Raw genomic sequence first — 21,761 nt, 5'->3', positions numbered from 1 at the left:
AGCCGGCAAGTGGCTGGAAACCTAGACCAGGGTGTTTTGAAGTGCAAAAAAATAATTAGATTATTTTCTGATGAACTTTATTTTCTATTTCGCCTGGAAAAATTCACCCCGGAAAACAGAATCCTAGGCAACTTCTCTCGGCTCGGGCGCACTAGCGTCAATTTGCAGTCGGTCCAGGCCTGGTAGCGGAATGGCAAATCTACGTTACGGCTTGTAAAGGATTGTTTACGAAATGCGGCGCTTTGCCCCGTGGATAGGAGATCGCTCTGCGCCTGTAAGGAAAATCTTCCGCAGGGCCGCCCGTCATGGTCCGCCAAGGGCTCTGGCCCGCTTGTTCCAGGCCCCTCGGGCAGGTGAGATGTACACCTGCCTGCGTACAGGTGCATAACAAGAAGGAGGCGCAATGAACGCCGTAACCGACTTCCATCGATCCCCTTCGAAGAGCGTCGACCGTCGCTTTTCCATCGACGACCCCACTCGGTCCGTCTCATTTTTCGCCGCCGATGCCGAGCATCGAGCAGGCCACGCAGGATCCCGGTTACCGGCACGCTGATATAGCGATGTCTGGCGGCAGGGGGTCAGGGGTGTACAATGCCCGGCGTTTTAACTGTGACCCCACTGCGTACCCGCGCATTTTGCGTCTGGACAGCGTTTTCCAGCCTGCCTGCATAGCCCTGGAAACACCTGCACAGAACCAATAACTCAAGGTTATCCACCTTGTTCATTCCGTCGCGTCACGAGCGTGATGGGTTCGATTTCGTCACAGATAAAAACAAACAGGTGACGCATGACCGTTAAAGAAACGCTGAACTTCTGGTGCCTGCGCTGGGGTTTGATCCGCGCCGCTTAAGCCTTCACCGGGCGGCAACGTCTGCAAATATCATCAAACCTTGCGTGAGAAAGTTTTCATGAGTGGACAAAACTCGCAGTCAGGCGAGCTGAAACGCGGCCTGAAAAATCGCCATATCCAATTGATCGCCCTGGGTGGCGCAATCGGTACCGGCTTGTTCCTGGGGTCGGCCGGGGTGCTCAAGTCCGCCGGGCCGGCGATGATCCTCGGCTACGCCATTTGCGGCTTCATCGCCTTCATGATCATGCGCCAACTGGGCGAGATGATCGTCGAGGAGCCGGTAGCCGGTTCCTTCAGCCACTTCGCCCACAAGTACTGGGGCGGCTTCGCCGGTTTCCTCTCCGGCTGGAACTGCTGGATCCTCTATATCCTGGTGGGCATGTCGGAGCTGACCGCGGTCGGCAAGTACATCCACTACTGGTGGCCGGATGTCCCGACCTGGGCCTCGGCAGCCGCGTTCTTCGTCCTGATCAACGCCATCAACCTGGCCAACGTCAAGGTCTTCGGCGAGGCCGAGTTCTGGTTCGCCATCATCAAGGTAGCGGCGATCGTCGGCATGATCGCCCTGGGCAGCTACCTGTTGGTCAGCGGCCATGGCGGCCCGCAGGCGTCGGTGAGCAACCTGTGGTCCCATGGCGGCTTCTTCCCCAATGGTGTCAGCGGCCTGGTGATGGCCATGGCGATCATCATGTTTTCCTTCGGTGGCCTGGAGATGCTCGGTTTCACCGCGGCCGAGGCCGACAAGCCGAAGACCGTGATCCCCAAGGCGATCAACCAGGTGATCTACCGCATCCTGATCTTCTACATCGGTGCCCTGGTGGTGCTGCTGTCGCTGACTCCCTGGGATTCCCTGCTGACTACCCTCAATGCTTCCGGCGATGCCTATAGCGGCAGCCCGTTCGTCCAGGTGTTCTCGATGCTGGGCAGCAACACCGCGGCGCACATCCTCAACTTCGTGGTCCTGACCGCGGCGCTGTCGGTGTACAACAGCGGCACCTATTGCAACAGCCGCATGCTGCTGGGCATGGCCGAGCAGGGCGATGCCCCGCGGGGCCTGGCCAAGATCGACAAGCGCGGCGTGCCGGTGCGTTCGATCCTCGCCTCGGCGGTGGTGACCTTCGTCGCGGTGGTGCTCAACTACCTGATCCCGCAGCATGCCCTGGAGCTGCTGATGTCACTGGTGGTGGCGACCCTGGTGATCAACTGGGCGATGATCAGCTACTCGCACTTCAAATTCCGCCAGCACATGGACCGCACAGGCCAGACCTCGCTGTTCAAGGCCCTGTGGTATCCCTATGGCAACTACATCTGCCTGGCGTTCGTGGTATTCATCCTGGGCATCATGCTGATGATCCCCGGCATCCAGGTTTCGGTGTACGCGATTCCGGTGTGGCTGGTCTTCATGTGGGTCTGCTATAGCATCAAGAACAAGCGTGCTGCCCAGCAGCCGCTGCAGGCCGCCGGTTCCGCGCTGAAATAAGTGCCCTCGCTGCCTCGACGGACCCGGCCTCGGCCGGGTTTGTCATTTCTGGCTCCGGCGCAATGGCGGGGGAATGGGCGTATCCTGTGGGCCGCTAAAAAGGATTCCTGTTCCATGCTGGTGATTTCCAACAACGTGCATCTGCCCGATGCCGAGATCGAGCTGACTGCCATTCGCGCCCAGGGCGCCGGTGGGCAGAACGTCAACAAGGTGTCCAGCGCCGTGCACCTGCGCTTCGACATTCCCGCCTCATCCCTGCCGCCCTTCTACAAGGAGCGCCTGTTGGCGCTGAGTGACAGCCGGATCACCAGCGACGGGGTGATGATTCTCAAGGCCCAGCAATACCGCACCCAGGAGCAGAACCGCGCCGATGCGCTGTTGCGCCTGGTGGAGTTGATCCAGGGCGCCATCAAGGTGCAGAAGAAGCGCCGCCCGACCAAGCCGACCCTGGGTTCGCAGAAGCGTCGCCTGGAAGGCAAGGCCAAGCGGGGCAACATCAAGGCTGGGCGCGGCAAGGTGGATTTCTAGGTCGCGCTACGGTCCTGGCGCTGTCGTGGTGCCTGGCGATACAGGTACAGGCTCAGCAACAGCCCGCTGCAAGAGGCCAGGGCGGCGAACAGGAAGATCGAGGCAAAGCCTGTGCTGGCAGCGATCGCCCCGGCCAGCGGCCCGGTGATGCCCAGCGACAGGTCGACGAACAGTGAATAGGCACCGACCGCCGCGCCTCGGCTGGAGGCGGGCACCAGGTTCACCGCCTCGACGCCCAGGGCCGGGAATACCAGGGAGAACCCGAAGCCGCTCAGCGCCGCGCCGGCCAGGGCCCAGTGGGCGTCGCTGGCCAGCCACAGCAGCAACAGTCCCAGGGTCTCCACCGACAGGCAGGCGATCGCCACGCGAAAGCCGCCGAGACGGTTGATCAGGTTGCCGAACAGCAGCCGCGCACCGATGAAGCTGGCGCCGAACAGGCTCAGGGCCAGCACTGCGTTGGACCAGTCCCGGGTGGCGTAGTAGAGGGTGATGAAGGTGGCGATGGTGCCAAAGCCGATGGAGCCCAGGGCCAGCCCGCAGCCGTGGGGGAACACCTTGCCCAGCACGTGGATGAACGGCAGGCGTTCGCCGGCGACGATGGGCGCGGCGACCTTGGGCCAGGCCAGCAGCAGGCCCAGCACGGCCAGCAGGATAATGCTCACGCCCATGCTCCACAGCCCCAGGCGGTCGACCAGCATCACGCCCAGGGGCGCGCCGATGGCCAGTGCGCCGTAGCTGGCGATGCCATTCCAGGAAATCACCTTGGCGGTATTCTGCGCGCCGACCCGGCCGATGCCCCAGCCGATGGAGCCCGAACCCACCAGGCTTTCCGCGCTGCCCAGTACCAGGCGCCCCAGCAGCAGGCTCGCCAGGCTCAGGACCGGCCATGCTTGCAGCCAGGCCGAAGCCAGCATGAACACGCCGCTCAGGCCGCAGCCCACGAGGCCGTACATCACCGCGCGCTTGCTGCCCTGGTTGTCGATGATGCGCCCCGCGTAGGGGCGGCTGAGGAGGGTGGCCAGGTATTGCACGCTGATCACCAGGCCGGCGATCACCGCGCCGAAGCCCAGGTCGCTATGGACGTAGCCGGGAAGCACCGCCAGGGGGATGCCGATATTCAGGTAGCCGATGAAGGTGAACAGGACGATGGAAACGACTTGCAGCGTGACCGCCAAGGGGCGCTGGGTATCTGGCATGGGAAGGGGTCCGCTACTGCAGCTAGATAGATAGGCTGCTCATGATACCGGTGCAAGGGCGGGTGCAGGGGAAGAAATCGATGTGCCCCATGGGCTCGGGTACAAGCTCAGGTGTCCTGGCTGCCCAGCAGGCGGGTGGTGACCAGGGCGGCGAGGGCGTTTTCCCGGGTACCGAAACGAGCCAGCAGGGCGGCTTGTTTTTCCGGGGTGAGGCGGTTCCATACCTCGATCATCTGCTGCGTGGTGCCAATCAGTGCGTTGGCCTGGGTTTCGTCGAAGGTATCGGTCATCGAGGGCTCGGGAGAGGGTTCAGGCGGTGTGGAAAGCGCTTGAGTAGCGCTTTCCACACTGTCTGGCTACAGCTTCTTCAGTCTTCGCTGTCGGCCTTGCGGCTGTCGGCGGCTTCTTTCGCAGCAGGCTGTTCGGCACTGGTTTGCGGCGGGGTTGTCTGCTCAGTTTCGTGCAGGCTCGGGAAGGGGAGATTCGGGATCTCGTGCATATCGTTGCTCCTCGCAAAGTCTGTTTTTTAAATCGCTGGGTAGCTCCGCGCTTTTAAAAAGCCTGGGCAGGATACAGCACTGGAAATGACAAAAAGATTTTTATCGCACTTTTCAGGATGAAAGGATGTTCATCGAGAGCCGATCGCCGGCGAGGAGGCGCCAGGGCCATCCTCGCCGGCAAGCCCTTGGCTAGACGACTCGGGCGATGGCTTCGGCCAGCTGATCCAGGCGACTGGCGTCGATCCCGGCCACGTTGGCGCGGCCCGAACTGACCATGTACACGCTGTGGTGTTCACGCAGTTCCTGGACCTGTGCGGGGCTCAGGCCGGTATAGGAGAACATCCCGCGTTGCACGCCGATATGGGCGAAGCGCTCGGCCAGGCCATAGGGTTGCAGGGCTTGCACCAGGCCGGCACGCAGTTGCGCGATGCGCAGGCGCATGGCTTCCACTTCATCGCTCCAGAGGCTCTTGAGCTGCGCATCGCCGAGAATGGTCGCTACCACGGCGGCCCCGTGATCCGGCGGCGTGGACCACAGGTTGCGGGCGATGTGCGCCAGTTGGCTGCGCACATCCAGCAGCTTCTCGGCATCCTGGGTGCAGACGATCAGGGCGCCGGTGCGGTCGCGATACAGGCCGAAGTTCTTCGAGCAGGAGCTGGTGATCAGCACTTCCGGCAGCTCGGCGGCGAACAGCCGGACGGCCCAGGCATCCTGCTCCAGGCCATCGCCGAAGCCCTGGTAGGCGAAGTCGATCAGCGGCAGCAGCTTGCGGCTGCGCACCACCTCCAGCACCCGTTGCCAGTCGGCCTGGCTCAGGTCGAAGCCGGTGGGGTTGTGGCAGCAGGCGTGCAACAGCACCACGTCGCCTTCCGGCACCTGGTTCAGGGTCGCCAGCATGGCCTCCACGTCCAGGCGGTTGTCACTGCCCACGTAGGGGTAGTGGCTGACCTTGACCCCGGCCGCGGCGAAGATGGTCTCGTGGATCGGCCAGGTCGGATCGCTCAGCCACACGCCACGGCCCGGCAGGCAGTGGGCGATGAAGTCGGCGCTCAGGCGCAGGGCGCCGGTACCGCCTGGGGTCTGGGTAGCCCCGGCGCGTTGCTGGACGATGAGCGGCGAAGCGCTGCCCAGCACCAGTTCATTGATCACCTTGCCGAAGGCCGCGTCGCCGTGGCCGCCGATGTAGATCTTGGTGTCCTGGCTCTCCACCAGGCGCTGTTCGGCCAGTTTCACCGAACGCGGGATCGGCGTCAGGCCCTGGGAATCCTTGTAGACCCCCACGCCCAGGTCGAACTTGCGCGGGTTGGGGTCGCTGGCGTAGGCCCCCATCAGGCCGAGAATCGGGTCGCCAGGCACACGACCGATTGCGTCGAAATGCATTACTTGCGTCCTTCTGCGGTCTTGGCCACTTCGTCGGTGCGGGCGGCCATGATGAAGTCGTTGCGGTGCAGGCCCTTGATGGAGTGGCTCCACCAGGTCACGGTCACCTTGCCCCATTCGGTCAGCAGCCCCGGGTGGTGGCCTTCGGCCTCGGAGATCTCGCCCATGGCGTTGGTGAAGGCCAGGGCGAACTTGAAGTTCTTGAACAGGAAGACTTTTTCCAGCTGCATCACGCCGTCGCGAACTTCGATGTTCCAGTCAGGGATCTGCTTGATCAGCACCGGCAGTTCTTCGTCGCTGACCTGAGGGGCATCGGCGCGGCAGGCTTCGCAGTGGGCTTGGTTCAGAGCGGTCATGGTGTATTCCCGAAATCGATTCTTGTTGGGGCGGGCTGGGGAAAACTGCTGCGCTGGGCAATCTCTTCCGGGTGTCGGCGAAAAGTGTCGGTCCGAACTGGCCGGACCGCCATTTGCCACCTGTCCCAGGCGGGATTGCCTGCGCTCGTGAGATTTCGCGCAGCCCGTGGACGTTACTATCTTTCGCAGCGGCTCGCGAGGGCGGGCCGCTCAGGCCGCCTTGGGTTTTGGCGGAAACTTGGGTGCGTGCAGGCCCAGCTGCATGCCCTGGTGGACCAGGGCCATGATGTCTTCATGGGCCAGGTCGAACAGGCGCTTGAGCTCCGGCAGGACGAAGTAGATCGGCTGCAGGATGTCGATGCGATACGGCGTGCGCATGGCCTCCAGCGGGTCGAAGGCCTGGTGCTCCGGTTCCCCGGACAGGCTGTAGACGGTCTCCTTGGGCGAAGACAGGATGCCGCCGCCATAGATGCGCCGGCCGGCTGGGGTCTCCACCAGGCCGAACTCGATGGTCATCCAGTACAGGCGGGCCAGGTATACCCGCTCTTCCTTGGTGGCTCGCAGGCCGAGCTTGCCATAGGTGTGGGTGAATTCGGCGAACCAGGGGTTGGTCAGCAGCGGGCAGTGGCCGAAGATCTCGTGGAAGATGTCCGGTTCCTGCAGGTAGTCCAGTTCTTCGCGGGTACGGATGAACGTCGCGACTGGGAAGCGCTTGCTGGCCAGCAGTTCGAAAAAGGTCTGGAAAGGAATCAGCGCCGGGACCCGGGCCACTTGCCAGCCGGTGGTTTCGCCTAGGACCTTGTTGATTTCGCCGAGCTGCGGAATGCGATCGTGGGGCAGCCCCAGCTTCTCGATGCCGTCCAGGTATTCCTGGCACGCACGGCCCTCGATCACTTTCAACTGGCGAGTGATCAGGGTGTTCCACACCGCGTGTTCTTCGGGTGGATAGTCGATAAAACCTTGCGCGTCGGGCTCGCGGGCCACGTACTGCGTCTGCTTCATGCTGCTCTCCTGCCAGGGGATGCGTTCTTGTTATGAATGACCCCAGTGATACGCCAGGGTGCGACGCTTTGCAGCAGGTGGCGGTGGTTGAAGGAGCGCCTTTGAATGGCTTTGTCGTAAAGTTATCTTTACGAATATGGCCAAGGCCCTGCACTGTTGGGGATGAACCATTTGAAAATAGGGGAAGCTGTCACATAATCTTGACGATTATCTGCGGCATCCAGCAGAAATTTTGCTGGCCATGGCGCCAAAAGCGTCGCTCGTCGGCGTTTATGCCCTCCATATTTCCTTTCGGGCCTTTATTCCATGCGCATCAAAGTTCACTGCCAGAACCGCATCGGCATCCTGCGGGACATCCTCAATCTGCTGGTGGAGTACGGCATCAACGTTGCTCGGGGCGAAGTGGGCGGCGAGCATGGTAACGCCATCTACCTGCACTGCCCGAACCTGATCAACCTGCAGTTCCAGGCCCTGCGGCCCAAGTTCGAATCCATCGCCGGGGTGTTCGGGGTCAAGCGTGTCGGGCTGATGCCCAGCGAGCGCCGGCACATGGAGCTCAATGCGCTGCTGGGGGCCCTGGATTTTCCCGTGCTGTCCATCGACATGGGCGGTTCCATCGTCGCTGCCAACCGCGCCGCCGCCCAGTTGCTGGGGGTGCGGGTGGACGAGGTGCCGGGCATCCCGTTGTCGCGCTATGCCGAGGATTTCGACCTGCCGGAGCTGGTGCGGGCCAACAAGTCGCGGATCAACGGTTTGCGGGTCAAGGTCAAGGGCGACGTATTCCTGGCGGATATCGCACCCTTGCAGTCCGAGCATGACGACAGCGAGGCCATGGCCGGCGCGGTGCTGGCTCTGCACCGCGCGGACCGGGTCGGCGAGCGTATCTACAACGTGCGCAAGCAGGAGCTGCGCGGCTTCGACAGTATCTTCCAGAGCTCCAAGGTAATGGCCGCGGTGGTGCGTGAGGCGCGGCGCATGGCGCCCCTGGACGCGCCCCTGCTGATCGAAGGGGAAACCGGTACCGGCAAGGAGCTGCTGGCCCGCGCCTGCCACCTGGCCAGCCCGCGCGGCCAGTCGCCGTTGATGGCGCTGAACTGCGCCGGGCTGCCTGAATCCATGGCCGAAACCGAACTGTTCGGTTACGGCCCCGGGGCGTTCGAAGGCGCGCGGGCGGAAGGCAAGCTGGGCCTGCTGGAGTTGACGGCGGGCGGTACCCTGTTCCTCGATGGCGTGGGGGAAATGAGCCCGCGGTTGCAGGTCAAGTTGCTGCGCTTTTTGCAGGACGGCTGTTTCCGCCGGGTCGGCAGCGACGAAGAGGTGTACCTGGATGTGCGGGTGATCTGCGCCACCCAGCTGGATCTTTCCGAGCTTTGTGCCCGTGGTGAGTTCCGCCAGGATCTCTACCACCGGCTCAATGTGCTGTCCTTGCACATTCCGCCGCTGCGCGAGTGCCTGGATGGCCTCGGGCCCCTGGTGGAGCACTTTCTCGACCAGGCCAGCCGGCAGATCGGCTGTCCCTTGCCGCAACTGGCGCCGGCGGCCATGGAGCGGCTCAGCCACTACCATTGGCCGGGCAACGTCCGGCAGTTGGAAAACGTACTGTTCCAGGCGGTGTCGTTGTGCGACGGCGGCATGGTCAAGGCCGAGCACATCCGCTTGCCGGACTATGGCGCGCGCCAGCCTCTTGGCGAGTTCTCCCTGGACGGCGGGCTGGAGCAGATCGTCGGGCGCTTCGAGAAAGCCGTGCTCGAAAGTCTCTACGCCGAATTTCCCAGCAGCCGGCAGTTGGGCAAGCGCCTGGGGGTGTCCCATACCACCATCGCCAACAAGCTGCGCGAATATGAAGTGGGCAAGGCTTCCGGTAATCCGCTCTAGCTGTCGTTGGCGGCAGCGCCGGGGGGCATCGGGGCGGTAGCTTGCCGGTAGCGGCATAAGAGCGCCGTTTTTCCGTCTCCTGGCAAGCCGCCATTTTCCTTTCATTACCAGGCAAAGCCCTGTCCTGCCTGAGGTTAAACCTCTTTCGGAAAAGTTGGTGCGCTTATTGCTTAGGGGTTCGCAGTACAGTGGCGGACGGCAAGCGTCCGGCAGATGAGGAACGACAGTGGACAAGTACCTTTATGTGGCGATGACCGGTGCCAGCCAGAACGCGCTGGCGCAAAAGGCCCATGCCAACAACCTGGCGAACATCTCCACCAACGGTTTTCAGCGTGACCTGGAGCAGGCTCGCTCGATGCCGGTATTCGGTGACAGCTTTCCGGCACGAGCCTTCGCCATGAGCGAACGTCCCGCGACCGACTTCACGCCGGGCTCGATGGTCGAGACGGGGCGTGACCTGGATGTGGCCGTCAGCGGCAAGGGTTGGATCGCCGTGCAAAGTCCCGATGGCAGCGAAAGCTATGTGCGCACCGGCAGCTTGAACGTCGATGCCCTGGGCGTGCTGCGGGCCGGCAACGGTATGCCGGTGATGGGCAATGGAGGTCCCATTGCCGTGCCGCCCGAGCAGAAGATCGAGGTTGGCCAGGACGGCACCATCACCATTCGTGCCATGGGCGAAGGTCCGCGGGTGCTGGCCGAGGTCGACCGCATCAAGCTGGTCAACCCCGATACCCGCAACATGGTCAAGGGCCTGGATGGTTCGATCAAGACCAAGGACGGCCAGCCTGCTCCGGTCGATGCCAATGTGCAGCTGGTCTCGGGATTCCTCGAGTCGAGCAACGTCAATGCGGTGGAAGAAATGACCGCGGTGCTGGCCCTGTCCCGGCAGTTCGAGCTGCACGTCAAGATGATGAACAGCGCCAAAGAAGACGACCAGGCCATGGCTCGGGTCTTGCAGATCAGCTAATTACCAGTACCTAGCGCCGTAAAACAGGCGCGTGAGGAGAATCGAATGCTTCCGGCTCTATGGGTTGCCAAAACCGGTCTGTCCGCCCAGGACACCAACCTGAGTGTTATTTCCAACAACCTGGCGAACGTCTCGACCACGGGTTTCAAGCGTGACCGTGCCGAGTTCCAGGACCTGCTGTACCAGATCAAGCGCCAGCCGGGTGCCCAGTCGACCCAGGACAGCGAACTGCCTTCCGGCCTGCAGGTCGGTACCGGCGTGCGCATCGTCGGCACCCAGAAGAACTTCAGTGCCGGCAGCTTGCAGACCACCCAGCAGCCGCTGGACCTGGCGATCAACGGTCGTGGCTTCTTCCAGATCCTGCAGCCCGATGGCACCACCTCCTATACCCGCGACGGCACCTTCCACCTCGACTCCAATGGCCAGGTCGTCACCGCCAATGGTTTCGCCCTGGAGCCGGCAATCGTCGTGCCCGACAACGCGCAGACCTTCACCGTGGGCAACGACGGCACCGTCTCCATCACCGTGGCCGGCAACCCGGCGTCCCAGGTGATCGGCAACCTGCAGACCGCCGACTTCATCAACCCGGCCGGCCTGCAAGCGCTGGGCAACAACCTGTTCCTGGAGACCGCCGCCAGTGGTGCGCCGCAGGTCGGTACCCCGGGCCTGAACGGTTTTGGCACCACGCTGCAGAACACCCTGGAAGCGTCCAACGTCAGTACCGTGGAAGAGATGGTCAACATGATCACCACCCAGCGGGCCTACGAGATGAACTCCAAGGTGATCTCCACCGCCGACCAGATGCTGTCGTTCGTAACGCAGAAGCTGTAATCAAGTCTTGAGGCCGTCATGAGTCGATGACGTGCCGGTAACATCGTGAGGAAGGGTCATGAATCGGTTTATCTGTGTGTTAGCGCTGAGTGGGAGTGCCGTGTTCGCGGGCTGTGTCGCCCCGCCACCCAAGCCCAATGACCCTTACTACGCGCCAGTGTTGCCGCGCACGCCGCTGCCTTCGGCTTCCAACAACGGCTCGATCTACCAGGCCGGGTTCGAGCAGAGCCTGTATACCGATCGCAAGGCGTTCCGGGTCGGCGACATCATCACCATCACCCTGAACGAGCGGACCGCGGCCAGCAAAGGCGCCAACTCGGCGTCGAGCAAGAACAGCAGCAACAGCATCGGCCTGACGTCGCTGTTCGGTGCTGTGCCCAACACCAACAACCCGTTCGGCGATGGCGACCTGAGCTTGAATGCCGGCTACAAGGGTGATCGCTCCACCAAGGGCGATAGCAAGGCGGCGCAAAGCAACAGCCTGACCGGTTCGATCACCGTCACCGTAGCCGACGTATTGCCCAACGGTATCCTCGCCGTGCGTGGCGAGAAGTGGATGACCCTCAATACCGGTGACGAGCTGGTGCGTATCGCCGGCCTGATTCGTGCGGACGATATCGCTACGGACAACACCGTATCCTCGACCCGGGTGGCGGATGCGCGCATCACCTATTCGGGTACCGGGTCGTTCGCCGACGCCAACCAGCCTGGCTGGTTCGATCGTTTCTTCCTCAGCCCGCTGTTCCCTTTCTAGGCGCACTATGTTGAATTTCAAGCACCTGATGGCGGCCGCCTTGTTGCTGTCCGTGTCCCTCGGCGTCCAGGCCGAGCGGCTCAAGGACATCGCCAGTATTTCCGGCGTGCGTTCCAACCAGCTGATCGGCTATGGCCTGGTGGTGGGGCTCAACGGCACGGGTGACCAGACCACCCAGACGCCGTTCACCCTGCAGACCTTCAACAACATGCTGTCGCAGTTCGGCATCAAGGTTCCGCCTGGGTCGGGCAACGTACAGCTCAAGAACGTCGCCGCGGTATCGATCAGCGCCGACCTGCCGGCGTTCGCCAAGCCGGGCCAGCAGGTGGATGTCACGGTTTCGTCCATCGGCAACTCCAAGAGCCTGCGTGGCGGCACCTTGCTGTTGACCCCCCTCAAGGGTATCGACGGCAACGTCTACGCCATCGCCCAGGGCAACCTGGTGGTAGGTGGTTTCGATGCCGAGGGCCGGGATGGTTCGAAGATCACCGTCAACGTTCCGTCGGCGGGGCGAATCCCGGGCGGGGCCTCGGTGGAGCGCGCGGTGCCCAGTGGCTTCAACCAGGGCAACAGCCTGACCCTGAACCTCAATCGTTCGGACTTCACTACGGCCAAGCGCATCGTCGACAAGATCAACGACATGCTCGGCCCGGGCGTGGCCCAGGCCATCGATGGCGGTTCGATCCGCGTCACCGCGCCGCTGGACCCGAGCCAGCGGGTGGACTACCTGTCGATCCTGGAGAACCTGGAGATCGATCCGGGCCAGGCGGTGGCCAAGGTCATCATCAACTCCCGCACCGGCACCATCGTGATCGGCCAGAACGTCAAGGTCTCGCCGGCGGCGGTGACCCACGGCAGCCTGACGGTGACCATCACCGAGGATCCGATCGTCAGCCAGCCCGGCCCCCTGTCCAATGGACAGACCGCCGTGGTGCCTCGCTCGCGGGTCAATGCCCAGCAGGAAGCCAAGCCGATGTTCAAGTTCGGCCCGGGCACCACCCTCGACGAAATCGTGCGGGCGGTGAACCAGGTGGGAGCGGCGCCAGGCGACCTGATGGCGATTCTCGAAGCCCTGAAACAGGCCGGCGCCTTGCAGGCCGACCTGATCGTGATTTGAGGGGTGGCCATGGATATACATAAGAGCGGTCTGGTCGCCAGCGGGGATTCCGGGGCCTATTCGGACCTCAATCGCCTGCAACAGCTGAAGGTCGGCGACACCAACAGCGAAGCCAACGTGCGCAAGGTGGCGCAGGAGTTCGAGTCGCTGTTCCTCAACGAAATGCTCAAGTCCATGCGCAAGGCCACCGACGTGCTGGCCCAGGACAACCCGCTCAATACCCCGACCACCAAGCAGTACCAGGACATGTACGACCAGCAACTGGCGGTGTCCCTGTCCCGCGAGGGTGGTGGTATCGGCCTGGCCAACGTGCTGGTGCGCCAGATGATGCAGAACAAGCCAAGGGCGGCGCCTACCGGGCTGACCTCGGCGCCGCCGGTAGCTGCGCCAGTCGCGACGCCGATCGCGGCCGGTACCGCGGCCCAGGATGGTCCTTTGAGCCGGCTCAATGGCCAGCGGCCGTTGTGGGCCTCGCGTACTGCCGATCCGGTGCGTACCAGCCTGGCCCACAACGACATGGCCTTGCTCAATCAGCGGCGCTTGTCGCTGCCGAGCAAGCTCACCGATCGCTTGCTGGCCGGCATCGTGCCTTCGGCGGGAGGTGTGGAAGTCACCGCACAGAACGCCGCGCCTACCCGCAATAGCGCGGCTGCCGATGCAGTGCTGCGTGGTGAGTGGCGGGTCAACCAGGGGTACGCCGCGGCCCAGGGCAAGATGCGTGTCTATGGCCGGGCCATGGCCCAGCCGCCACTGGCGCCGGCCAAGCGCGCCTTCGGCTCGTCCGACGAATTCGTGGCCACCATGCTGCCCATGGCGGAGCAGGCGGCCAAGCGTATTGGTGTGGACCCACGCTACCTGGTGGCCCAGGCGGCCCTGGAAACCGGCTGGGGCAAGTCGGTCATGCGCCAGCAGGATGGCCGCAGCAGCCATAACCTGTTCGGCATCAAGGCCGGCAGCAGTTGGCAGGGCGGCCAGGCGCGGGCGATCACCAGCGAGTTCCGTAACGGCCAGATGGTCAAGGAAACGGCGGCGTTCCGTTCCTACGATTCCTACCAGGACAGCTTCCACGATCTGGTGACTTTGCTGCAGAGCAATAATCGCTATCAAGAAGTGCTGAAGGTCGCCGATAAACCAGAACAGTTTGTTCGCGAGTTGCAAAAAGCCGGGTATGCAACCGACCCGGATTACGCAAGCAAGATTTCGCAGATAGCCAAGCAGATGAAGAGTTACCAGAACTACGCTGCGGCAGGCGCTCCCACGAATTTATAAGGTCTGAATCATGAGTTTGCTCAATATCGGGATGTCCGGGCTGGCTACCAGCCAATCGTCTTTGATGACCACGGGTAACAACATCGCCAACGCCGATACCGCCGGGTATTCGCGGCAGCAGACCGTACAGGGCACCAAAGCCTCCAGTCAGTTCGGCACCGTCTTCATCGGCACCGGGGCCACCCTGGCCGATGTGCGCCGGGTGTACAACAGCTTCCTGGATGCCCAGTTGCGCAGTGCGACCTCCCGCAACAGCGACGTGGCGGCCTACCAGCAGCAGATCACGCCCATCGACAAGCTGCTCTCCGAGGCCGGTACCGGCATGACTGGCGCCCTGACCAAGTTCTTCGCCTCGGTGCAGAACCTCAACGCCAAGCCTACCGATGAAGCCTCCCGGCAGTTGCTGCTCAGCGATGCCCAGGCCCTGAGCAATCGCTTCAATTCGGTTTCCAACCAGCTCAACGAGCAGAACAAGACCATCAACGGCAACCTGTCGACCATGGCCGACCAGGTGAACAAGCTGGCCACCACCGTGGCCCAGCTCAACCAGAAGATCTCCGAGCTGTCGAACGACGGCAAGGGCATGCCCAACGACCTGCTCGACGCCCGTAACGAAACCGTGCGCCAGCTTTCGCAGTTCATCAAGGTCGACGTATCCGAGCGTGGCTCCAGCGTCGACCTGTACCTGGGCAGCGGCCAGCCGCTGGTGATGGGCAACAGCGCCAATTCCCTGGAAGTGGTGCAGGGCAAGGACGACCCGACCCGCTCCATGTTGCAGATCAACCGCGGCAGTAGCAGCGTGGACATCACCAATCTCACCACCGGTGGCGAGATTGGCGGCCTGCTGCGTTATCGCAGCGAGGTGCTGGACCCGGCGATGAACGAACTGGGGCGCGTGGCCCTGGTGGTCGCCGACCAGATGAACAGCCAGATGGCCCAGGGCATCGACAAGAACGGTGAGTTTGGCGGCAACCTGTTCAACGACATCAACAGTGCTCGCCTGACCAGCCAGCGCAGCATCGCCAGCGGCGGCAACAATACGGCTTCGGGCAACTTCGATGTCACCATCAAGGATTCCGGCAAGCTGACCACCAGTGACTACACGGTGACCTTCAGCAGCCCGACCGACTACAGCGTCAAGCGTTCCGACGGCACCGACCTGGGCTCCTTCAGCACCACCACCAACCCGCCGCCGGTCATCGATGGCTTCGCGTTGAAGCTCAATGGCAGCGCTGCCGTGGGCGATAGTTTCAAGATCACCCCGACCCGCAATGGTGCGAGCGCGATCCAGACCGAGATGACCGACGCCAAGCGCCTGGCGATCGCCGCGCCGCTCAAGGCCGAGATCGCCGCCGGGGTCAAGAGTTCTCTGAGCATCGGCTCGCAGCCATCGCTGGTAACGCCGATCGACAATTACGACGCGGCTGCCAAGCTGGAAATGCAGACCGCGCTGAAGAACTCCGGCCCGGTGAAGGTAGTGTTCAATGCACCTGCCGGCGGCAGCCAGACCTACGACTACTTCGATGCCAAGGGCACGAAGATGGGCAGCGGTACCATCGTTCCCGGGCAGACCAACACCCTCAACCTGAACATCAAGATGGTCGATGCCAGCGGCGCGCCGATCCTCGATGGCGCCGGGGTGCAGAAAACCTTCGCGGTGAAGATGGATGTGGCAGGCGTGCCGAACTCCGGCGACAGCATGAACATCTCGGTCAACGGCGCCGGCTCTTCGGACAACCGCAACGGCCTGGCGTTGGCTGGTTTGCAGAGCAAGCAGACCGTCGACACCGGTTCGGCGAGCAAGGGCATCACCTTGGTGGATGCCTATGGCAAGCTGATCGAGAACGTCGGCGCCAAGGCCAGCCAGACCAAGCTCGACGCAGCCGCCAATGGCGCGATCCTGGCTAACGCCAAGGGCGCGCGCGATTCCCTGTCGGGGGTCAACCTGGACGACGAGACCGGCAACCTGGTCAAGTACCAGCAGTACTACACCGCGTCTTCGCAGATCATCAAGGCCGCGCAAACCATCTTCAGCACGCTGATCAGCAGCCTTTAAGGAGCCGTAGCCCATGCGTATTTCCACTTCTCAGTTCTTCGAGACTTCGGCTGCCAACTACCAGCGCAACTTCTCCAATGCGATCAAGAGCAGTGAAGAGGCCAGCAGCCTGGTGCGGATCAATACCGCGGCCGATGATCCGGTAGGCGCGGCGCGCTTGTTGCAGCTCGGCCAGCAGGCCTCGCTGCTCGACCAGTACAAGACCAATACCACTTCGATCAAGGCCTCCCTGGGCCAGACCGAATCGGTGATGACCAGCATCAACAATGTCCTGACTCGTGCCAAGGAATTGGCCGCCGGTGCCGGCAACGCCGGTTACACCGACAAGGACCGCCAGGCCAATGCTTCGGAGCTGGGGCAGATCGAAGAACAATTGCTCAGCCTGATGAATACCCAGGATGAAAACGGCAAGTACATCTTCGGTGGTTCCAAGGATGACGTGCCGCCGTTCAGCCGCAACTCCGACGGTACCTACAGCTACAACGGCGACCAGAGCAGCCTGATGCTGCCAGTGGGCGACACCATGCTGATGGCCGCCAACAGCACCGGCTGGGATGTGTTCCAGAAGGCGCCTAATACCAGTCGTACCCAGGTCACCACCCAGACCGCGCCGGCTCCAGACAATGGCAAGGTGTTTATGTCCAACGGGCAGATGTCCAACGCCGGCAAGTACAACACCGATTTCCGCAAGGGTGAGCCCTACAGCGTGTCGTTCGTCAGTGGCACCCAGCTGAAGATCACCGACGCCGCTGGCAACGACGTGACTTCCGAGGCCAGCCAAGGTGGTGTGATCGGTAATACGCCAAATCAGACCGTGAGCTTCCGTGGTGTCGACTTGAGCCTGAACGTCAATCTCAAGGCCGGTGACAATGCCGCTACGGTGTTGCCGCAATACTCCTTCAGCCTGGGCTCCAAGCCGGATACCTTCAATGTCGCGCGCAGCCCGGGCAACCCCAGCACCGCGCAGGTATCCAGCGCTAGCGTAACCAACCAGGCGGACTACAACTCGACCTTCCCCAGTGGCTCGGCAGTGCTGAAGTTCACCAGCGCCACCAATTTCGATCTGTATGCCGCTCCGTTGACCGCCGACAGCAAGCCGGTATCTTCCGGCACCCTGGTGGGCAACGTGGCCACTGCTGCAGGTGTGAGCTTCAACCTGAGCGGTACCCCGGCGGCCAACGACCAGTTCAGCGTCGCGGTCAACACCCACGAGACCCAGAACATCCTGGATACCGTGAGCCAGTTGAAAAGCGCCCTGAGCACTCCGACCGACGGCAATACCGTAGCGACCCAGAAGCAACTGGCCGACCTGGCTTCGGGCATGGCCAACCTGGCCAGTGGTACCGACCAGCTGACGATCGGCATCAGTTCGGTAGGTGGCCGTGGCTCGGCCCTGGATACCCAGATCGAGATCAACACCAACCTGGCGGCGGCCAACGTCACCACTCGCTCGGCGATCGCCGACTCCGATCCGGCCGAGGTGATGACCCGCCTGACCCTGCAGCAGACCATGTTGCAGGCCTCGCAACTGGCCTTCAGCAAGATCAGCCAGCTCGGCCTGTTCAACCAGGGCTGAGCCTGGCCCGTGGCGTCCTGAGTGGGGCGCCACGACCGTCGAGCCGCCAACCGTCTTTCTACAAGCGGTTTTGCAGCCCCGGCCTCGTTGCCGGGGTTCGCCGCTCGAGAGTTTCCCGCCGTGAACCAAGCTCCCCTCGTCAGCATCGTCATCCCTGCCTTCAACTCGCGCTTTTTCGCCCAGGCCCTGGAAAGCGCCCTGGCGCAGACCTATCAACCGCTGGAAATCGTCGTGTGCGACGACAGTGCCGACGATGAAATCCAGCGTATCGTCCAGGACCTGGTCGGGCCTGCGCACCCGGTGCGCTACATGCGTAACCCGGAGCATTTGGGTTTGCAGAAAAATCTGCTGCGCTGTGTGAGGGAGGCTCGCGGCGAGCTGATCAAGGTGCTTTGCGACGACGACCGGCTGTTTCCCCCTTGTGTTGCCCAGCAGGCCGCAGTTCTGGTTGCGCAGCCAGGAGTCAGCCTGGTTCTTGCCTTGCGACTGTTCAATGACGAGAGCAATTTCATCCTGCCGCCGCGGATAGAGAACTGCCGTTTCGCTCCTGGAGATGTATTGCTCAAGGCCAGTGACATGGCGGCTATCTTCGAAACCACGCGCAAGAACTTCCTGGGTAATTTCAGTGCGGCGATGATGCGCCGCTCCGATGTCCTGGAGTTGTTGCCGGCCCTGGCCCAGGCTGGGGAAGGTTTCACGGCCCTGATCGATCTGGCTCTGTTCGTCTGCTTGATGCGTTGCGGCAACCTGGTGGCACTTTCCACAGTGCTCAGTTGCGAGCGCTTGTATCCCGAGCGCTTGAGCCGCACGCCGGAAATGCTCAAGGCTGCGGCCGCGCAATGGGGCTGGTTGGCGCGGATGCTGGAGCAGCGCCGCGGTGAGCCGGCGCCGGCGCCTGGCTGGGTACGTTATGTGGATCTGTCGCTGGCCAGCGAACAGCCTCGTCATTGGAAGGAGCTGGGGGTGCTGCATGTGCTCGGCAACCGTAGCGCGGTAGTCAATGGCAGGGTTGGTGGCGAAAGCCAGAGTTATGAAGAGTTCTATCGCCTGTGGCTGGCGGCACGCAGGTTTTCGGAGGCGGAGCAGCGCCTGATGCCGCAGCGCATCGCCAGTTGGCCGCGCCAGGTCAACCTGGTGCCGGTGGTCATCGATTCGACGGGCGATGCTCAAGCCTTGCGGTTAACCCTGGGCAGCCTGGAAGAGCAGTTGTATCCGCCACAGGCGGTGCTGGTCCTGTCGCCTGGTGACTACCAGAGTACGGGGCGGACTCTGTATCAACCGCTGCAATCGAGCTGGGTAGAGCAACTCAACCTGTTGTTGCCGCAGTTGGACGGTTGCGACTGGTTCTATCTGCTAGAGGCCGGAGACCGGTTGCAGGAGTCGGCATTGCTGGTGCTGGCCGAGCGGATCGCCAATACGCCGGCGATGCTCTGTGCCTACAGCGATGAAGGTGCGCTGCGAGAGGGGGAATCGACCGAGCCGGTGTTCAAGCCCGATTTCAACCTGGACCTGATGCGTTGCTACCCGTATGTCGGGCGCGCCCTGGCGTTCTCGCTGGAGCGCTTCCTGGCCGAGGATGGATTCGATCCGCGGCGCGGCGAGCTGGCGCCCCAGGACTTGCTGTGGCGCCTGGTGGAAAATGCCGGGCCGCAGACTATCGAGCATATCGCCGAGATCCAGCTGGAGGCCGGGCTGTCCTTCGCCCAGTGGCTATCCAGCCCGCGGGTGATCGAGTCCAGCGAAGGGCTGGTGGCCGCTCACTTGCAGCGTATCGGGGTGGAATATCGGATCCGCCACGATGACTTGCCATTGCTCAATCGTATCGACTACCTGCATGGGGCGCGGCCGCTGGTATCGATCATCATCACTTGTGGTGATTGCCTTCCGGTACTTCAACAATGCGTCGAAAGCCTGATCGAGCAGACAGCCTATAACCACTATGAAATTCTCCTGGTGGACGCGGGCAGCCAGGATCCAGCCATGGCGGACTGGTTGGCGGCCATGGCGCAATTGGGCGGGGCGCTACTGCGAGTGCTGGACGGTGCCGAGGCTTGCAGCCAGACTGCGCTGATCAACAGCGTGGCGGCCCAGGCGCGGGGTGATTACCTGCTCCTGCTCAGTAACAGCGCGCGAATCTGCAGCGGCGACTGGCTGGATGAATTGCTCAATCAAGCCCAGCGTCCGGAAGTAGGCGTAGTCGGCGCACGGCTTCTGGCCTTCGACGGCTCTATCCTGCATGCCGGGCAAATCCTCGGGTTGGCCGGGCCGCTGGGCTCGCCTTTCGTCGGTGAAGCCTTGGGTGTGCGAGGCTACATGCAGCGCTTGCAGGTGGTACAGAACTGGAGTGCGGTGAGTGCCGATTGCCTGATGGTGCGCAAGGAGGTCTTTGATGACCTTGGTGGCCTGGATGAACAGGATTTCACGGGCAGCCTGGGGGCTGCCGATCTATGCCTGCGAGTCGATCGCAATGGTTACCTGGTGGTTTGGACGCCTCATGCCACCTTGATGCTGGGGGCTGCCCAGGTCCCGGGCCAGCAGGCATCGGAAGCCGACCAGGAGGCTTTCTATCGCCGTTGGCTGCCGAAGATTGCCCGCGACCCTGCCTACAATCCGGCCTTGAGCCTGGGGTTTTCCAGCTTCAGCCTGGAACCGCCCCTGCGCAACAACTGGAATCCATTCTGCAGTCGATCCTTGCCCCTGGTCCTGGGGTTGCCGGTCAACAGTTCGGCGGTCGGTCATTACCGAGTGCTCAGTCCCTTGAAGGCGCTTGAGGAGGCCGGCCGGATCGTCGCCAGGGTGGCCTACGAGTCGCCGACTTCGGTGGAAATCGAACGCTTGTCGCCCAACAGCATCGTGCTCCAGGGACGCTATAGCGACGGGGCGGCCAGTGACATCCTGCGGATGAAGAAATATTCCGATGCACTGCGGATCTTCGAGCTCGACGACTATGTCGTCAATGCTCCGAAGAAGAACAGCCATGCCCGGAACAAGCCGGCGAATATCGAGCAGATGCTGCGCGATGGCATCGCCTTGTGCGATCGAGTGGTCGTCACTACCCAGCCCCTGGCCGATTTGCTGTCGAACATGCATAGCGATATCCGCATCGTGCCCAACATGCTTTCACCCGAGCCCTGGGCGCGCCTGACCAGCCAGCGTGGTACTTCCAGCAGGCCGCGGGTGGGCTGGGGGGGCGGCACCAGCCATACGGGAGACCTGGAGGTCATCGCGCAGGTGGTGCGCGAACTGGCCAATGAGGTGGAGTGGGTGTTCTTCGGTATGTGCCCTGAGGGGCTGCGTCCTTATGTGCATGAATTCCATCCGGCGATCGGCTTGCAGGAGTATCCCTTCAAGCTGGCCAGCCTGAACCTGGACTTGGCGTTGGCGCCACTGGAGTTCCATATCTTCAACGACTGCAAGAGCAATCTGCGGCTTTTGGAATACGGGGCTTGCGGTTACCCGGTCATCTGCACCGATACCGAGGCGTATCGCGGTTTCCTGCCATGCACCAAGGTTCGCAGTAACAGTACGCAAGAGTGGTTGCAGGCTATTCGCATGCATCTGGCGGATCCGGTGGCCAGTTACCGTATGGGCGATGAGCTGCGCGAGGCTGTGCATCGGGACTTCATGTTGGGTAGCGACAATCTCCAGCACTGGATGTGGGGGTGGCTGGCGGACTGAGTCGCCTACCACGCAAAGCCACGCCTGCGCCGCGTGGCTTTTTTTTGCCTGGAGTTTTCGAGGATCGGGAGGACGAACAAGGAGCAGCACGACAGTATCGTGAACTGGCGCGTTTCCTGCAGTTCCTCTTGGTAATTGTCATAAAACAAACGTTGTTGGTGGTGAGGGGTGCCACCACCGCTCGTTCTTTCGACGATCCCATGGGCAGCGTTGGCAGTGTTTTTTTTCAAGCCAATTCTTTGGCGCAACGTGGCGCGTAATAGGTGCCCTTGGTATTGGCCGTGGCGGGCGGGTCGAACAGCTGCGTGACTCGATTCGATGATGCCGGCATGAGCAGTGTCGCGGC

Annotated in this window: 18 protein-coding genes; 12 read left to right on the top strand and 6 right to left on the bottom strand. The window is 62.4% G+C overall.

Annotated features, from left to right (window positions below; all coding sequences use genetic code 11):
• Window positions 1-908: 908 nt before the first annotated feature.
• On the top strand, window positions 909-2,330 hold the full coding sequence (locus CAG11_RS08185) for an amino acid permease (RefSeq protein ID WP_085595931.1): 1,422 nt from the start codon (window positions 909-911) through the stop codon (window positions 2,328-2,330).
• Between the two features lie 114 nt (window positions 2,331-2,444).
• On the top strand, window positions 2,445-2,858 hold the full coding sequence (gene arfB, locus CAG11_RS08180) for an alternative ribosome rescue aminoacyl-tRNA hydrolase ArfB (RefSeq protein WP_085595929.1): 414 nt from the start codon (window positions 2,445-2,447) through the stop codon (window positions 2,856-2,858).
• Here arfB and CAG11_RS08175 read toward each other — a convergent pair.
• From CAG11_RS08175 to phhA, 6 genes are all read right to left on the bottom strand, one after another.
• Entirely contained in the window at window positions 2,855-4,054 is a 1,200-nt protein-coding gene (locus CAG11_RS08175) for an MFS transporter (RefSeq protein ID WP_085595927.1), read from the bottom strand. The two genes, arfB and CAG11_RS08175, sit on opposite strands and share 4 nt — an antisense overlap.
• Before the next feature lie 107 nt (window positions 4,055-4,161).
• The gene (locus CAG11_RS08170; protein WP_022643004.1) at window positions 4,162-4,344 is read right to left on the bottom strand and encodes a hypothetical protein; all 183 of its coding nucleotides are present in this window, start codon (window positions 4,342-4,344) and stop codon (window positions 4,162-4,164) included.
• Between the two features lie 77 nt (window positions 4,345-4,421).
• Window positions 4,422-4,553 carry a hypothetical protein gene (locus tag CAG11_RS34000; protein WP_022643005.1) on the bottom strand — a complete coding sequence of 44 codons (132 nt, stop codon included), beginning with the start codon at window positions 4,551-4,553 and terminating at the stop codon, window positions 4,422-4,424.
• A gap of 190 nt (window positions 4,554-4,743) precedes the next feature.
• Window positions 4,744-5,934, bottom strand: coding sequence for an amino acid aminotransferase (locus CAG11_RS08165; protein ID WP_085595925.1), 1,191 nt, complete (start codon window positions 5,932-5,934; stop codon window positions 4,744-4,746).
• Window positions 5,934-6,290, bottom strand: coding sequence for a 4a-hydroxytetrahydrobiopterin dehydratase (locus CAG11_RS08160; RefSeq protein ID WP_007930096.1), 357 nt, complete (start codon window positions 6,288-6,290; stop codon window positions 5,934-5,936). Before CAG11_RS08160 ends, CAG11_RS08165 begins: the two co-directional genes overlap by 1 nt.
• 210 nt (window positions 6,291-6,500) lie before the next feature.
• Window positions 6,501-7,292 carry a phenylalanine 4-monooxygenase gene (phhA, locus tag CAG11_RS08155; RefSeq protein ID WP_085595923.1) on the bottom strand — a complete coding sequence of 264 codons (792 nt, stop codon included), beginning with the start codon at window positions 7,290-7,292 and terminating at the stop codon, window positions 6,501-6,503.
• Between the two features lie 306 nt (window positions 7,293-7,598).
• Here phhA and CAG11_RS08150 point away from each other — a divergent pair, with 306 nt between their 5' ends.
• The 10 genes from CAG11_RS08150 to CAG11_RS33115 all read left to right on the top strand — a co-directional run bounded on the left by CAG11_RS08150 (window position 7,599) and on the right by CAG11_RS33115 (window position 21,675).
• The gene (locus tag CAG11_RS08150; protein WP_085595921.1) at window positions 7,599-9,167 is read left to right on the top strand and encodes a sigma-54-dependent transcriptional regulator; all 1,569 of its coding nucleotides are present in this window, start codon (window positions 7,599-7,601) and stop codon (window positions 9,165-9,167) included.
• A 226-nt stretch (window positions 9,168-9,393) separates the two neighbouring features.
• Window positions 9,394-10,134 (top strand): flagellar basal body rod protein FlgF, encoded by a 741-nt coding sequence (locus tag CAG11_RS08145; protein ID WP_085595919.1) that lies wholly within the window; start codon window positions 9,394-9,396, stop codon window positions 10,132-10,134.
• A 45-nt stretch (window positions 10,135-10,179) separates the two neighbouring features.
• The gene (flgG, locus tag CAG11_RS08140) at window positions 10,180-10,965 is read left to right on the top strand and encodes a flagellar basal-body rod protein FlgG (RefSeq protein ID WP_022643011.1); all 786 of its coding nucleotides are present in this window, start codon (window positions 10,180-10,182) and stop codon (window positions 10,963-10,965) included.
• Between the two features lie 58 nt (window positions 10,966-11,023).
• Complete coding sequence (flgH, locus tag CAG11_RS08135) at window positions 11,024-11,719, top strand: flagellar basal body L-ring protein FlgH (protein ID WP_031321146.1); 696 nt, start codon at window positions 11,024-11,026, stop codon at window positions 11,717-11,719.
• Between the two features lie 7 nt (window positions 11,720-11,726).
• Window positions 11,727-12,836, top strand: coding sequence for a flagellar basal body P-ring protein FlgI (locus CAG11_RS08130; RefSeq protein ID WP_022643013.1), 1,110 nt, complete (start codon window positions 11,727-11,729; stop codon window positions 12,834-12,836).
• Between the two features lie 9 nt (window positions 12,837-12,845).
• Complete coding sequence (flgJ, locus tag CAG11_RS08125; protein WP_085595917.1) at window positions 12,846-14,105, top strand: flagellar assembly peptidoglycan hydrolase FlgJ; 1,260 nt, start codon at window positions 12,846-12,848, stop codon at window positions 14,103-14,105.
• A 10-nt stretch (window positions 14,106-14,115) separates the two neighbouring features.
• A complete protein-coding gene (gene flgK, locus CAG11_RS08120) occupies window positions 14,116-16,161 on the top strand; it encodes a flagellar hook-associated protein FlgK (RefSeq protein ID WP_085595915.1) in 2,046 nt (681 codons plus the stop codon).
• Window positions 16,162-16,174: 13 nt separating this feature from the next.
• Window positions 16,175-17,737 (top strand): flagellar hook-associated protein 3, encoded by a 1,563-nt coding sequence (locus CAG11_RS08115; RefSeq protein WP_022641284.1) that lies wholly within the window; start codon window positions 16,175-16,177, stop codon window positions 17,735-17,737.
• Window positions 17,738-17,857: 120 nt separating this feature from the next.
• Window positions 17,858-21,415, top strand: a complete 3,558-nt coding sequence (locus CAG11_RS08110; RefSeq protein ID WP_085595914.1) for a glycosyltransferase — start codon at window positions 17,858-17,860, stop codon at window positions 21,413-21,415.
• Window positions 21,400-21,675 carry a hypothetical protein gene (locus tag CAG11_RS33115; RefSeq protein WP_143494524.1) on the top strand — a complete coding sequence of 92 codons (276 nt, stop codon included), beginning with the start codon at window positions 21,400-21,402 and terminating at the stop codon, window positions 21,673-21,675. Before CAG11_RS08110 ends, CAG11_RS33115 begins: the two co-directional genes overlap by 16 nt.
• The last annotated feature ends 86 nt before the right edge of the window (window positions 21,676-21,761 follow it).

Origin of the sequence: Pseudomonas sp. B6(2017) (assembly GCF_002112765.1) — a bacterium.
Classification (GTDB): Bacteria; Pseudomonadota; Gammaproteobacteria; order Pseudomonadales; family Pseudomonadaceae; genus Aquipseudomonas; species Aquipseudomonas piscis.
This window is presented reverse-complemented; position numbering and strand designations above follow the sequence as displayed.

Bases quoted from the DNA above. Each gene is read 5' to 3' on its own strand.
- CAG11_RS08185 (WP_085595931.1), top strand. From the start codon at position 909: ATGAGTGGACAAAACTCGCAGTCAGGCGAGCTGAAACGCGGCCTGAAA.
- arfB (WP_085595929.1), top strand. From the start codon at position 2,445: ATGCTGGTGATTTCCAACAACGTGCATCTGCCCGATGCCGAGATCGAG.
- CAG11_RS08175 (WP_085595927.1), bottom strand. From the start codon at position 4,054: ATGCCAGATACCCAGCGCCCCTTGGCGGTCACGCTGCAAGTCGTTTCC.
- CAG11_RS08170 (WP_022643004.1), bottom strand. From the start codon at position 4,344: ATGACCGATACCTTCGACGAAACCCAGGCCAACGCACTGATTGGCACC.
- CAG11_RS34000 (WP_022643005.1), bottom strand. From the start codon at position 4,553: ATGCACGAGATCCCGAATCTCCCCTTCCCGAGCCTGCACGAAACTGAG.
- CAG11_RS08165 (WP_085595925.1), bottom strand. From the start codon at position 5,934: ATGCATTTCGACGCAATCGGTCGTGTGCCTGGCGACCCGATTCTCGGC.
- CAG11_RS08160 (WP_007930096.1), bottom strand. From the start codon at position 6,290: ATGACCGCTCTGAACCAAGCCCACTGCGAAGCCTGCCGCGCCGATGCC.
- phhA (WP_085595923.1), bottom strand. From the start codon at position 7,292: ATGAAGCAGACGCAGTACGTGGCCCGCGAGCCCGACGCGCAAGGTTTT.
- CAG11_RS08150 (WP_085595921.1), top strand. From the start codon at position 7,599: ATGCGCATCAAAGTTCACTGCCAGAACCGCATCGGCATCCTGCGGGAC.
- flgG (WP_022643011.1), top strand. From the start codon at position 10,180: ATGCTTCCGGCTCTATGGGTTGCCAAAACCGGTCTGTCCGCCCAGGAC.
- flgH (WP_031321146.1), top strand. From the start codon at position 11,024: ATGAATCGGTTTATCTGTGTGTTAGCGCTGAGTGGGAGTGCCGTGTTC.
- CAG11_RS08130 (WP_022643013.1), top strand. From the start codon at position 11,727: ATGTTGAATTTCAAGCACCTGATGGCGGCCGCCTTGTTGCTGTCCGTG.
- flgJ (WP_085595917.1), top strand. From the start codon at position 12,846: ATGGATATACATAAGAGCGGTCTGGTCGCCAGCGGGGATTCCGGGGCC.
- flgK (WP_085595915.1), top strand. From the start codon at position 14,116: ATGAGTTTGCTCAATATCGGGATGTCCGGGCTGGCTACCAGCCAATCG.
- CAG11_RS08115 (WP_022641284.1), top strand. From the start codon at position 16,175: ATGCGTATTTCCACTTCTCAGTTCTTCGAGACTTCGGCTGCCAACTAC.